This window comes from uncultured Virgibacillus sp. (assembly GCF_947495635.1).
GTDB lineage: Bacteria > Bacillota > Bacilli > Bacillales > Amphibacillaceae > Virgibacillus > Virgibacillus salarius.
On sequence record NZ_CANMAB010000109.1, the window covers coordinates 1 to 13,940 of the forward strand.

Below are 13,940 nucleotides of genomic sequence, written 5' to 3' on the forward strand. Positions count from 1 at the left end.
CTATTATTCCATAATAGCTACTAGAGAAAGCGTAAATCTGAGCATTTAGTGATAAGGACTGAGCGAATTTTGCTCAGGTTTTCTAATGAAAATGCTATCTACATTGATAAGCAAGTGGAAATGTAAACTAGGACCACTGTCAAGAGCATACGTTTAGATGGAACTACAAAAATACTAGCTTTTTAAGTACGTTTTTCCTTCTCTTTGCTCTACCTTGCCATTTTTCATTAATTTTCCTAAAGCTCGTTTGAAAGCAGCCTTACTAATATGAAAAGTTCCTCGTATATCATCTGGATCACTTTTATCACTGAAAGGTATAACTCCTCCATTAGCTTCTAGATGCTGTAAAATAGCTTCTGCATCTTCGTGCATACTTTCTTGCTTTAATGGGCGTAGAGATATGTTTAATGTACCATCTGGTTTAACTTCAATGACTCGGCCATTTACTTGCTGACCAAGACGAGGTTCTTTCCTTCTTTCACTGTGATGAATAAAACCACGATAAAAATCACCCGTGATTAGAGCAGATCCTTCTCTACTAGTACGATATACTGTTCCTTCAATCATTGTATTTAAGAGGGAATCAGGCGCTAATTCCAATTCTCTAGCAATAACCCCTTCGCTAGCAGGAAGAGCAAGCAATTTCCCTTTTTGATCCTTACCTAAGGTAACAAAAAGCCTATCTCCAATTTGTGGCCATACCTGATCAAATAAGGGAAGGTCATCTTTAGATACAAGAATATCTTTTGTTGTACCAATGTCTACAAATACGCCAAGATTTGGAATAACATTTTTGACCTCTGCCCAATCGTATATATCCATTTTTATATGTGGAAGCTTTGTTGTAGCTACAACCTTTCCTTTCTTGTCCATATAGATAAATACGTCCACTTCTTGATTGGGTTCTAATATGGTATTGGTTTCGTTGTGATGTAATAGAAATTCATTCATTTCAAAGGTTAATACATATCCTGTTTCAATGGTCCGATCTACTGTCATCGTTTGAATGGTACCAACTAATTGATTCATTATGTAACCTACTTTCATTTGTATGTATATTGGAAAAGGGGCACTCACTTTTAAGAGTACCCCTTTAATACTAAAGTAACACATAAGTTTTATTTTTATTTATCCCCAAAATAATCTTCGGGTGGGAAATTCTTTGATATCAGATGTTGTTTAGCTTATACTTAAGCATTTCTAAGAAATATGCAACATAACATAATAATGTTATTCACTTTGGAAATCGTCTAAATAGATTTCCGTGTAGAATTTCACGTTAACCGCGGTAAAACTTCCACTGGATGTTCTCTAACTTAAGCAACGTAAGCCCTACCTGCTCTTACGTCCTTGCGACCCCTTAGTCGCGCCAGTGTGAATAAGCATCTTCAAAAACATTGTAGAATGCCAGATCACTTATCTGTTACTCCATTTTGTTAACTCTATCATAATCTCATAAAATTATTGGGTTGTCAAGTAAGATGGAGTTGTAATGTTTGATAAGGGAAGAATGTTTCTAAAGGTTGTATGAAGGGTATTTAGCTAACACGTATAAAACGAAAGGATGAGAAGATGCTACGTATGCTTTTAATGATTATTGGAGCGATTGTTGTTATTGGTTGGATAATCTCATTATTCTAAATAAAATATGTTAATAAGTTAACTCGAAATACTTCCTTTTAAAATATATTAGGAGAGTAATTTCGAGTTTTTATATGGAAAAGGAGATGGCTAAATGGATATGCAATACTGCCAGTAAATGTCCGATTGGTTTAAGGGCCTTTAGGTCATACCCTTGTGGTACTAACAATCCGTGGGGGAAAAAATCACCCCCCACGGATTGAAGTTTCACTTTATATGACTTGATACGTTGAAAGCATTCTTCACATCATAAAGAACAGATTGTTCTCTAAGTTTTAGGGGTGATAGCTCTAAGCTATTTGTTGAGAATTTGAATAAGGAGAGTACCCAGTAAACTCATGCAAAAAAGTAAACTGCTAAGCTCCATTCTTTTCAGCTTAAGCAGTTTACTAGATATTAGTATATTCACATTTTATTTGATAGGGTACAGTTCAACTTGTGTTTTCCGTAACCTAATGTATTAAGCTAGTTATTCCAAGGGCAATTAATAAAAGTGGTGGAAGAAAAGTCATACGCTGTAATTGTCTGCTCTTCGCTAACCATATCCCTGCTTTTAATCCACAGAATAAAAATGTACCACTCATAATTGCAATTAAACCGGCTGTTAAAAATGCTCCATAACCTAACATAGAGGCACCAATTCCAGCACCAAATGCATCAAGTGCTAATGCAGAACCTAGCAGGATTGCCTCCATTGGAGAAATAACGCCAGAATGATCCAAATCAGCCTTACCAGGGGTAGATAGAACGGTCGATAAGATATTTTGATTTGTATCTGTCTCTTCCAGCTCTTTTCTGGGAACGATGCAATTAAATAATGCAAAGCTACCTAGTATAATTAGTATGCTTCCACCAAGCATACTAGCAATATTCGGGGAAAGAATGGAGGTCAACATATTTCCAATCGTCATGGATAGCAAAACGATAATTCCTGAACATAGCATGATAATAATTAACGCATTTAGTGGTACACGAATATTTCGCATGCCATAAGTTATCCCTACACCAAATCCATCTAAGCTAACTGCAATAACTAAAAAAATTAAACCAGTATAAAAAAGCATAGCACCAATTCCTTTATCTATTTCTAAGGTATTGTATGGTTATTTTATAATTGTTGTGCGTATCCAACTTTTTAAAGTGATGTAATAAAGGAGGCCCAAGAGTGTGACGATAAAAACGGGGAAGTCTAAAATTTTGATTAACTACTCCGATCTGAAACGCAGGTTGAAATATGATAAAATAATGGATAGGTCTTTTTAGAAAGGAATTTAAAGATGAGTAAAATAGTTGTATTAGCAGAAAAGCCTTCCGTAGGGCGAGATATTGCCCGCGTATTACATTGTCATAAAAAAGGCAATGGTTTTATAGAAGGTTCCAAATATATCGTAACGTGGGCTCTCGGCCACTTAGTTACATTAGCGGATCCAGAAGTGTATGATAATAAATACAAAACGTGGAAGCTTGAAGATTTGCCCATGTTACCTGTCCATCTAAAACTAGCTGTTATTAAGAAGACAGGAAAACAATTTCAAGCTGTAAAGGCACAGCTTCAGCGTAAAGATGTGAAGGAAATTGTCATTGCTACTGATGCTGGAAGAGAGGGAGAGCTTGTTGCCCGCTGGATATTGGAGAAAGCACGTGTTCAAAAACCACTAAAGCGTTTATGGATTTCTTCTGTAACGGATAAAGCAATCCGTGATGGATTCAATCGATTAAAATCAGGCAAAGAATTTGAGAATTTATATGCTTCAGCGGTCGCACGATCTGAAGCAGATTGGTATGTTGGATTAAATGCAACAAGAGCATTAACAACTAGATTTAATGCGCAATTATCAACGGGAAGAGTGCAAACCCCAACACTTGCAATGATTGCTGCACGAGAAGCTGAAATTAAATCATTTAAACCGAAGAAATTTTATGGCTTAGCTGCGAAAACGAAACGAGGCTTTTCGTTAACATGGCAAGACAAAAAGAATAATAAGCGTATCTTTTCAAAAGAAGCGGCTGAAGCTTTACAAAAAAAGGTGCAAAACAAGCCGTTAACAATTACACATATTGATAAGCAATATAAAAAGAAATCAGCTCCACAGCTTTATGATTTAACGGAACTACAGCGTGATGCAAATCGTATCTTTAATTTCTCAGGAAAACAGACTTTATCAATTATGCAGAAATTATATGAGCAGCATAAAGTCTTAACATATCCAAGAACGGATTCTCGTGTACTTTCATCTGATATTATTTCGACTTTAAAGGACCGTGTTAAAGCTTGTGGTGTCGATCAATACGCTCGTACTGCGAATAAAATTCTTAGGAAAGATTTAAAGCTATCTAAGTCTGTCGTAGATAATGCAAAGGTATCCGACCACCATGCGATTATTCCAACTGAACAATCAGTAGTTCTTGAAGATTTAAATGATAAAGAACGGAAGATTTATGATTTGGTTGTAAAACGATTTTTAGCTGTTTTGTCTGACCCGTACGAATTTGAACAAACAACCGTGCTTGCTGAAACAGAAGGAGAACAGTTTACAGCAAACGGAAAAATTATCAAAAAACAAGGCTGGAAAGAAGTATACCATAACCGTTATGATGACGGAGAATCGGCGGATGATCAACAGTTACCTGCTTTAGAAAATGGCCAGACACTTACGGTTAGTACCTATACCATTACGGCAGGGGAAACGAAGCCACCAGAGCGTTTTACAGAGGGGTCCCTACTACAAGCAATGGAAAACCCAGTACGTTATTTAGGTACAACGAATAAAAAACATGCAAGCACTTTAAATAAAACAGGTGGCATTGGCACGGTAGCTACCAGAGCTGATATTATTGAAAAATTATTTAATAATATGTATATGGAAATGAAAGGGAAATATATATTTATCACTTCAACTGGTAAACAATTACTCGATTTAGTACCAGAGGAATTGCGTTCACCGGCATTAACGGCTGAATGGGAAGATAAACTAACACAAATTGCTGAGGGTAAATTGAATAAAAAGCAATTCATATCTGAGATTAAAGGATACACGAAACAGGTAGTTCAGGAAATTAAAACAAGTAAAGAAACATTCAAGCATGATAATATGACAGGAACAAAATGTCCAGAATGTGGAAAATTAATGCTGGAAATAACAAATAAAAAAGGTAGAATGCTTGTTTGCCAGGATCGTTCCTGTGGCCATAAAAAAAATATAGCAAAACAAACCAATGCACGTTGTCCAAATTGTCATAAGCGTCTCGAATTACGAGGTGAAGGTGACGGACAAATATTTATCTGTAAGTGTGGTCATCGTGAAAAACTGGCTACATTTAATGCACGAAAACAAAAAGAGAAGAAACATAACGTTTCCCGTAAAGAAGTTAATAAATATTTGAAAAAGCAAGAGGATGGTTTTAGTAATAATGCGCTTGCTGAACAACTTGCAAAGTTAAAAAATAAATAATCACCAAAAAGCGTGCCAGAATAGATCTGACACGTTTTTTGGTTTAATAACTTGTTTCTTCAACAACGTTATGGAATCTATCTAAGATCGTTACTTTACTTGGACTATTCTCCTGTGCCATTTCTACCGCCGCTGCAATTGCTTCATCTTTTGCATCATATAACTCCTCAGGTGCTACATTTTCTAACTTCACAAACCATCCTGTTGCATCGACATTTGGTATTACGGTATATGATTTCATCTGTAAAAACTCCTTTCCTTTACTTAAAAAAATTTTATTACACATATAACAGGCAGTAATACCCCCATTTCAAGCAATAAAATAGGTGGGCTATCGACTACCAGTAAATGTCTATGGGTTCAAACCCCTTTAGGTCATACCCTAGTGGTACGAACAATCACTGTGGGATAAATAAAACCTCCAACTGATCGAAGTTTCACTTTATTTATAATTATGTAATTCCCAGTTATTTTATAATTAAAACGAAATTGGCAATGAATACATATTTATAAATTTTCATAATATAATATACATTGTCGAATTTTTTTTGTATACTTCTGATATGCCGAATTTTATCGAAAAATGAAACAGAGGGGGCATGGGAATGACAAATGTTCTAAAAGAACAAATAAGAGAAATCCAAGATGATGTTATTAGAATACGACGTTATTTACACCAGAATCCTGAATTGAGTAATCATGAAGCGGCAACCTCCCGTTTTATTCAAGAGAAACTAACTGAATACGGCATAGCTTTTCAAACGGGTTATGCTAAACATGGCGTATTAGGAATTATTAAAGGAACACAACCTGGTAAAGTCGTAGCGCTACGTGCAGATATGGATGCTTTACCAATACAGGAGCTAAATGATCATCCTTTCACATCCAATTATGCAAATGTTATGCATGCGTGTGGTCATGACGCACATACGGCAATGCTGTTGGGAGCAGGTCATGTTCTTCAACAAATGCGTGAACAGTTAAAAGGAACAATTCTATTAGTTTTTCAACCTGCTGAAGAGGATTCACCTAATGGAGGATCTAAAGTAATGCTTGATGATGGAGTATTTGCTGAGTATACTCCAGATGTTATTTATGGACAGCATGTATGGCCAGACTTACCAGTCGGACAATTTGGTATTCGTGATAAAGAAATGATGGGTGCCTCGGATCGATTTGAAATTACACTAAGTGGTAAAGGTGGGCATGCGAGTATGCCACATCAAACAAATGATGTCATGGTAGCGGCTGGACATCTTATTACTAGCTTGCAAACAATTGTAAGCAGAAGCTTAGACCCATTAGAAGCATCTGTCGTGACAATTGGAACAATTCATGGTGGTGAAGCAGCAAACATTATTCCAAACCAAGTGACATTAGAAGGGTCGATTCGCACCTATTCACCAATAATTCGTAAACGATTAAAGGAACGTTTTTTTACCATTACGAATCAAGTAGCACAAGTTTTTGAGGCAAAAGCTGCTATCACTTATTTAGATGGATACCCGGCAACCATTAATACGCCAAAATGGGCTAATGTTGCCAGGCTAGCTGCACAGAAAATAAATGGAGAAACACCAAATGTAAGCCCTTCCTTAGCAGGCGAAGACTTCAGTAGATTTTTAGAGAATTATCCGGGGACATTTATTTGGCTTGGTACCCAGATTGATATTCCTGAGGAACAGGCTCCACTACATGATGCGCATTTTAAGTTAAATGAACGAGCATTGCCAATCGGTACGTCACTTTTAGTGCAAGTTGCTATAGATACATTAGAAAAATTAGCAAAGGAAGAGAATGAATGATTGATTTCTTAAATAAATTAAACCCACAACTTATTGCTTGGCGCCGTGATTTTCACAACTACCCAGAATTGGGTTTTATGGAATATGTGACAACCTATAAATTAGGAAAGGAACTAAACAGGCTTGGCTTTATGGTTCATTTAGGTGAAGATGTGATGAAAAAGGAAGTGCGTTTGGGTCTACCTCCTAAAGAGCAAATGGATATGTATGAGGAAAGAGCAACAGACAATGGCGTTGATGAATACTGGCTTTCTACTATGCAAGGTGGGATGACGGGGATCATTGCTACTTGGGATACGGGTAAATCAGGTGATCATATGGCTTTTCGCTTTGATATTGATGCTCTTCCAATTGAAGAAACGAATGAAAAAAAGCATTTTCCGGCTCAACATAACTTCGCATCAGCAAATAAGCAAGTGATGCATGCATGTGGCCATGATGGCCATATGACAATCGGGCTTGGGTTAGCCTCATTTATTTCTAGCTATCATGCACAACTTAGCGGAAAATTCACATTGATCTTTCAACCTGCTGAGGAAGGTGGCCGCGGTGCGAAAGCAATTACAGAAAATGGTTGGTTGGACGATGTAGATTATTTCTATTCGGGACATATCGGAATAGAGTCCTTGCCAATCGGTACCATCGCAGCTACAGTGGATGGTTTTCTTGCTTCGTCAAAATTGAACATTAACTTTAAAGGGACAGCCTCTCACGCAGGAATGAAGCCAGAGCTTGGCAAAAACGCACTTTTAGCGGCAACAACTGCTGTAGCAAACCTGTACGCTATTCCTCGGCATAGCAATGGAATTACGAGAATTAATGTAGGGAAGATGGTTGCTGGTAGTGGTAGGAATATTATTCCTGACAGTGCTTATTTAGAAGTAGAGACACGGGGAGAGACAGAGGACATTAATCAATATGTACGCTCCGAGGCCATGCGAATCGTTGAGGCAGCAGCAATAATGCAGAATGTTACTTATGAAATAGAAGCGGTCGGTCAAACAGAAGAAATCAATTGTAGTAAGTCACTTGCTTCTGCCATTATTAATGCTTGTAACAATAGTAGCTACGTAAAGAAAGTAATTCCTGTAGCGAAGGTGGCTGGATCTGAAGATGCGAGTTTTATGATTAATCGAGTTCAGGCAAGTGGTGGTAAAGCAACATATATGTTATTTGGAACAGCTTTAGACCATCCTCATCATCATCAAGCCTTTGATTTCCAAGAAGAAGTGTTAATAGTTGCCGTAGAAGCTTTGGCAAATATTGTTTTAAAAGGCAACGACTAAATACGTGTAAACGTACAAGAGAAAGGACGAAGTGTATGGCAGTAAAGGAAAAAAATTCAATAGCTACTCAATTATTAAATGGAATTGAACGGGTTGGCAATAAATTACCTGATCCCTTTATGCTTTTTATTAGTTTAGCTGGAATTATAATTTTATTATCCTGGATCATTTCATTATTTGACATTACCTATACACAGCCAGTTGATGGACAAGAGGTTGCTATTAAAAGCTTAATTTCTAAAGAAGGTCTTGAATTTATTCTAACCTCTATGCTAGATAATTTTGTGGGATTTGCTCCTTTAGGGCTCGTGTTAGCAATGATGCTAGGGATTGGTTTAGCAGATAAAGTTGGACTATTGGAAATTGGCATAAAAAGTACTATTTTGAAGGCACCAACTTCATTAGTAACATATGCAGTGATTTTTACAGGGATTTTAGGGAATATTGCTTCAGATGCAGCTTTTGTTATTGTACCGCCATTAGCTGCGATGGTGTTTTATAATATTGGTCGCCATCCTTTAGCTGGATTAGCGGCAGGTTTTGCAGGTGTTGGTTCTGGTTTTACAGCAAATTTTATGATTAATGGTACAGATGTATTGCTCTCTGGTATTTCAACAGAAGTAATGAAGACACTCGATGAAAATGTGATTGTAACGCCAGTAGATAATTGGTATTTTATGATTGTATCCGTAGTGGTTCTTTCTATAGTAGGTGCTCTCGTTACAGAGAAAATTGTAGAGCCACGTCTAGGTAAGTATGAGGGAAATGTAAAGAAAGAATTTGAAGCGGTGAAACCGATTGAGATAAAAGCACTAAAAAATGCGGTAATCGCAAGTAGTGTATATATTGCTCTAATATTAATTGTATTATTTATACCAAATTCTCCTCTACGTAGTGCGGAGGGGAAAATTGTACCTTCGCCATTTCTAGATGGAATTGTTCCACTAATTTTAATATTATTTATTATTGCTGGTATTACATACGGGGTTACTATTAAAAAGATTACTAGTTCTCGTGATGTAGGTAAATATATGGGAGAAGCTATGAAAGATATGTCTGGCTTCATTGTCCTTATTTTTGCTGCTTCTCAATTTATTGCATATTTTGATTGGTCCAATATCGGTTCATGGATCGCAGTAAGCGGAGCAAATTTCCTGGAATCTATTGGATTTACAGGTATAGCAGTTGTAATTGGATTTGTGCTATTAACAGCTGTGCTAAATCTATTCATTTTTAGTGGATCAGCACAATGGACATTGGAAGCACCAATCTTTTTAAAAATGTTTTATTATTTAGATTATCATCCCGCCTTTATCCAAGTTGCATATCGTATTGCTGATTCCTCTACAAATGTCATTACGCCAATGAATCCCTATATAATTATTGTTTTATCATTCATGCGGGATTATGATAAAAAGGCTGGAATTGGTACACTAATTGCATTAATGTTACCATACAGTATCTGCTTCTTACTTACATGGATCATTTTATTATTACTTTTTGTATTCCTCGGCATCCCATTTGGTCCAGGGATAGGTGTTTACTTGTAAATATAGTTGCTGATAAAAAATTTTCCAAGCTGTTTACTTGCAATGCGTATCACCTGTATCATTAAATAAGAAGTGGAAGCTTGTTTAAGGATATAAGGGAGGTTATAATAGATGGCATTTGTAATTCTAGATCCATGCCGAGGCGAAAAGTCAGGTGAATGTGTTAGCGTTTGCCCAGTTGATTGCATCGAAGAAGGTCCAGATCAATTTTATATTGATCCAGATATATGTATCGATTGTGGTGCATGTAAAGCTGTATGTCCAGTTGATGCAATAGAAGAGGAATATGACATATCGCCAGAACAAGAAGTCTTTCTGGAAAAAGCAGAAGAATTTTTTGCTAATAGATAGATTCGTACTTAAGAACGTGGTTGCTGTCTCTCAAGGGTATTTAGATACAAGTGTAAAGCGCTGTGGTTAAAACGGCAAAAGCCGAACGGAATGGAATTGCTCTCAGAAGTTAGATTTTTTTCACTCTAACTTCCGAGGGAGTACCATTTGAATCCGTTCGGCTTTAATTAAAATATCCTATTGCCAGTTATATGCGGATAAAAGCTGGACTAATCTTCGATTTTCACCGCTAATTTACTTGCGATCCAGCGTTTTGCTGTCTCATCATCAACTTCATATATTTTTCCTGCACGTAATAAGTCACCATGGTATGCTGTTTGTACATTCATTTTTACTTTCATGTTTAAATTACTCCTTTTTCACATCCTATACTCAGTATACCATGAACAAATCATTTAAATTAACGCAATTGACTTATGAAATGTTTCATCACGAAGCCTATCCTCATATATGTCGATAGACTTTGCTAGAGATACACATTTACCTATTCCTAATTTTCTTTATTGCCTCGGCAATATTTGTTGTTGGACGTTGGCAGGAAAAGTTTTCACAAATATAAATCGTAGTTTCTTGGTTGATCTGGTTGTAGACGCTCGCAAAGTCGGCAATATTATTTGCCTGTTCACTCGTTTCCAGAGAGAGAACCGATACATCAGGTAAGAACATTTGCTGAAGCTGTTCGATGAAAGCTTGTTTTTTTGGATCGTCAGCTAACCCAATAATGACGACTTCTTTTGTTGGATGATCAACTAGCTGAACGGACTGTAGAAAGAATGGACTAGCAGAAGGTTGTGCATCGATATCCTTATAAAATGTATAGTGCATTTCTTCAGCATGATCAAGGAAATTTGTTTCCCCCGTTAAATATCCAATACGAATAAGCATAACAGCTGCAACACTATTACCAGAAGGTATCGCACCATCATATACTTCTTTATCTTTAGTGATTAATTTTTCGCTATCTTTACCAGTAAAGTACAAACCGCCGTTGTCATTATCCCAAAACAGTTCCAGCATTTGTTCTGCCAGTTGTTTGCTTTTATGCAAAAATGTAAGATCGAACGTGGCTTCATATAACTCTACATAGCCCCATAGTAAAAAGGCATAGTCATCAATATAACCTGGATACTTTGTTTCCCCAGCTCGATAACGTGCCATGAGCCGTTCATTGTGAAATAGATGATTCTCAATAAAACGTACTGCTCTTATTGCAGCGTTAATGTATTTTTGATTTTGAAAAATTTTACCAGCTTTGGCAAGACCGGCAATCATTAATCCATTCCAGCTAGTCAAAACTTTATCATCGACGTGAGGATAGGTTCGCTTTTGTCTTTCTGCAAAAAGCTTTTGTCTTGCTTCTTCTAATTTTTCCTCTAGCACTTTTTTAGGGAGATCCAGTTCGTTGGCTACTTGGTCAAAATGACCTTGAATAAGATTGGGAATATTTTTTCCTGCAAAATTACCATTTGGCGAAATGTCATAGATTCTTGTATAAATCTCCCCAAGGTCTTCATCTAAAATATTCATCACTTCTTGATAGCTCCATACATAATATTTCCCTTCAATCCCTTCTGAATCTGCATCAATAGCAGAATAAAATGCGCCTTTCTCATCCGTCATTTCTCTGAGAATAAAGGTAATGATTTCTTCACCAATTTTTTTATAAAAGGGACGTTGTGTAATTTGATAGCATTCCGCATATGCAATTAACAAAAGTGCATTATCATAGAGCATTTTTTCAAAATGAGGTACAAGCCATGCCTTATCTGTTGCATATCTCGAAAATCCAAAGCCAATGTGGTCATAAATTCCACCAGCAGCCATACTTTGTAAGGAGCTTTCAGCAATCTTTAAAGCTGCCGTGTTTTTCGTTAAGTAAGCATGTCTCATTAAGAATATTAGGTTGTGTGGCATAGGAAATTTAGGTGCTTTACCAAATCCACCATACTCGAAGTCAAAGCTCTTACCTAATTGATGGTAAGCCTGATTAAGCTGCTCCTTAGAAATTCGATTATTTCCTTTAGAAGGATGACTCTTTTGGAGGGCTTGTTGTACACTTTTGGTAACTTCGATTATATGCTTTGGATCTTCTGTGAACTTTCGAGAAAGCTGTTGTAAGACATTGACAAATCCTGGAACTTCATATTTCTTGTGCTTTGGAAAATACGTACCAGCATAAAAAGGAATTTTGTCAGGAGTCATAAAAATGGATAATGGCCATCCCCCATGTCCAGTCATCATTTGGCAAACCTTCATATAAATGGAATCAATATCTGGTCGTTCCTCTCTGTCTACCTTTATAGCGATATAACGATCATTAAGTATTGATGCCACTTCCGCATCCTCAAAGGATTCGTGTGCCATAACATGACACCAGTGACAAGTACTATAACCAATGGAAAGAAATATTGGTTTATTTTGCTCTTTGGCTGCTGTAAAGGCTTCTTCAGTCCATGCATACCAATGAACTGGGTTGTCAGCATGCTGTAATAAATATGGAGATTTTTCATCAATTAATCGATTGGGCATTAAAACACATCCTTCCTATTCACACTATACACGAAAAATCATTTTTCCAAACAAGAATAGTATGGTGAAAGGAAATTTTTTTCCTGCATATAACTGGGCACTTCAAGCAAAAGTGAAATTAATATGGATAAGTGGGGATCAACTGCCAGTAAATGTCCGATTGGTTCAAAGGTCTTTAAGTCATACCCTTGTGGTACTAACCATCAGTGAGGAATAAACAGAACCCCCACGGATTGGATTGAAGTTTCACTTTATTTATGACATGGGACAACATGATGTATACATATGCTTGTTAACAGAGGCTTAAATAGTTATAAAAAGAAAAGAGGTGTTTTTTCTTGTTTTATCATGTGAAAGAATTACAATATCATGCTAAACCTGATCGTCCAGATCCTGTTTTTGCGAAAAAATTACAAGAAATATTAGGAGGACAATTTGGCGAGATTTCTGTCATGATGCAATATCTTTTTCAAGGATGGAATACAAGAGGTAATGGAAAGTATAAAGATTTATTGATGGATACAGGGAGTGAAGAAATTGCCCATGTTGAAATGATTGCAACGATGATTGCAAGGTTGTTAGATGGTGCACCTGATGTAGAGGTGGAAGATGCTATAAAGGACCCAGTCATCGCAGCGATCATTGGGGGGTCCAACCCTCAGCAAGCAATAGTTTCGGGATTAGGCGCTATGCCAGTGGATAGTGTTGGAAATCGTTGGACGGCTAGCTACATTGCTGCAAGTGGGAATTTGCTCGCAGATTTTAGAGCAAATTTAAATGCAGAATCACAAGGTCGTCTTCAAGTAGCACGTCTCTATGAGATGACGAATGATGCCGGCGTTCGTGACATGCTTTCTTGGCTACTGGCTCGTGATACGATGCATCAGAATCAATGGTATGCAGCCATATGTGAATTAGAAGAAAAAGAAAACATCGTCGTACCGAGTACATTCCCAAGAGAATTAGAAAAGCAACAGGTCTCTTATACGTTGTTCAATCTGTCACAAGGTGATGCAAGTGCGGAGGGGCGTTGGGCATCTGGTCCAAGTATGGATGGTTATGGCACATTTAATTATGTTGATCGTCCAATTGCCTTTGGTTCTGTCCCACATTTAGATCCTGCTCCACCGTATATATATGACACTCCACTTTGGGCGCTTCGCCATTCAGATGATCCTCCAGAACCAAATTTGAAATAAATTATATCCCTTGCAACGTATGAGGGATTAGCTAGGCTAATATTTTATTTTAAGTTAAGAAAGTATAAAATCAGTGCAATGACTGCGTTAAGCCAAGTAGTTATTTTGAAATGTTTGATGGATATTG

At 37.0% G+C, this 13,940-nt stretch carries 12 protein-coding genes; 7 read left to right on the forward strand and 5 right to left on the reverse strand.

Annotation, left to right across the window (positions count from 1 at the left end; all coding sequences use genetic code 11):
- Positions 1 to 174: 174 nt before the first annotated feature.
- Complete coding sequence (locus Q1A47_RS17720) at positions 175 to 1,029, reverse strand: S1 RNA-binding domain-containing protein (RefSeq protein WP_026679594.1); 855 nt, start codon at positions 1,027 to 1,029, stop codon at positions 175 to 177.
- A 1,064-nt stretch (positions 1,030 to 2,093) separates the two neighbouring features.
- Positions 2,094 to 2,705, reverse strand: a complete 612-nt coding sequence (gene ytaF, locus Q1A47_RS17725) for a sporulation membrane protein YtaF (protein WP_026680418.1) — start codon at positions 2,703 to 2,705, stop codon at positions 2,094 to 2,096.
- A 213-nt stretch (positions 2,706 to 2,918) separates the two neighbouring features.
- On the opposite strand from ytaF, the gene Q1A47_RS17730 reads away from it, so the two are divergent.
- Positions 2,919 to 5,093: a DNA topoisomerase III gene (locus Q1A47_RS17730; RefSeq protein WP_166530201.1), complete on the forward strand. Its 2,175-nt coding sequence runs from the start codon at positions 2,919 to 2,921 to the stop codon at positions 5,091 to 5,093.
- A 43-nt stretch (positions 5,094 to 5,136) separates the two neighbouring features.
- Here the strand turns inward: Q1A47_RS17730 and Q1A47_RS17735 are convergent, their stop codons facing one another.
- Entirely contained in the window at positions 5,137 to 5,334 is a 198-nt protein-coding gene (locus tag Q1A47_RS17735; RefSeq protein ID WP_026680416.1) for a DUF2188 domain-containing protein, read from the reverse strand.
- 364 nt (positions 5,335 to 5,698) lie between these two features.
- Here Q1A47_RS17735 and Q1A47_RS17740 point away from each other — a divergent pair, with 364 nt between their 5' ends.
- From Q1A47_RS17740 to Q1A47_RS17755, 4 genes are all read left to right on the forward strand, one after another.
- Positions 5,699 to 6,898 carry a M20 family metallopeptidase gene (locus Q1A47_RS17740; RefSeq protein ID WP_166530200.1) on the forward strand — a complete coding sequence of 400 codons (1,200 nt, stop codon included), beginning with the start codon at positions 5,699 to 5,701 and terminating at the stop codon, positions 6,896 to 6,898.
- Positions 6,895 to 8,184, forward strand: a complete 1,290-nt coding sequence (locus tag Q1A47_RS17745; RefSeq protein ID WP_205601743.1) for an amidohydrolase — start codon at positions 6,895 to 6,897, stop codon at positions 8,182 to 8,184. The genes Q1A47_RS17740 and Q1A47_RS17745 overlap by 4 nt, the downstream gene beginning before the upstream one ends.
- Before the next feature lie 35 nt (positions 8,185 to 8,219).
- Positions 8,220 to 9,734 carry an AbgT family transporter gene (locus tag Q1A47_RS17750; protein WP_121605728.1) on the forward strand — a complete coding sequence of 505 codons (1,515 nt, stop codon included), beginning with the start codon at positions 8,220 to 8,222 and terminating at the stop codon, positions 9,732 to 9,734.
- 111 nt (positions 9,735 to 9,845) lie between these two features.
- Positions 9,846 to 10,085, forward strand: coding sequence for a 4Fe-4S binding protein (locus tag Q1A47_RS17755; protein WP_026680412.1), 240 nt, complete (start codon positions 9,846 to 9,848; stop codon positions 10,083 to 10,085).
- A 209-nt stretch (positions 10,086 to 10,294) separates the two neighbouring features.
- Here Q1A47_RS17755 and Q1A47_RS17760 read toward each other — a convergent pair whose 3' ends face one another.
- Together Q1A47_RS17760 and Q1A47_RS17765 are read right to left on the reverse strand one after the other, a co-directional pair.
- Positions 10,295 to 10,426 carry a hypothetical protein gene (locus Q1A47_RS17760; protein ID WP_255637716.1) on the reverse strand — a complete coding sequence of 44 codons (132 nt, stop codon included), beginning with the start codon at positions 10,424 to 10,426 and terminating at the stop codon, positions 10,295 to 10,297.
- 139 nt (positions 10,427 to 10,565) lie between these two features.
- A complete protein-coding gene (locus Q1A47_RS17765; protein ID WP_166530199.1) occupies positions 10,566 to 12,614 on the reverse strand; it encodes a thioredoxin domain-containing protein in 2,049 nt (682 codons plus the stop codon).
- Between Q1A47_RS17765 and Q1A47_RS17770 the strand changes: the two genes are divergently transcribed.
- Both Q1A47_RS17770 and Q1A47_RS17775 read left to right on the forward strand, forming a co-directional pair.
- A complete protein-coding gene (locus Q1A47_RS17770; protein ID WP_026680410.1) occupies positions 12,607 to 12,831 on the forward strand; it encodes a hypothetical protein in 225 nt (74 codons plus the stop codon). The genes Q1A47_RS17765 and Q1A47_RS17770 overlap by 8 nt on opposite strands.
- Before the next feature lie 121 nt (positions 12,832 to 12,952).
- A complete protein-coding gene (locus Q1A47_RS17775; RefSeq protein ID WP_166530198.1) occupies positions 12,953 to 13,813 on the forward strand; it encodes a manganese catalase family protein in 861 nt (286 codons plus the stop codon).
- Positions 13,814 to 13,940: the final 127 nt, after the last annotated feature.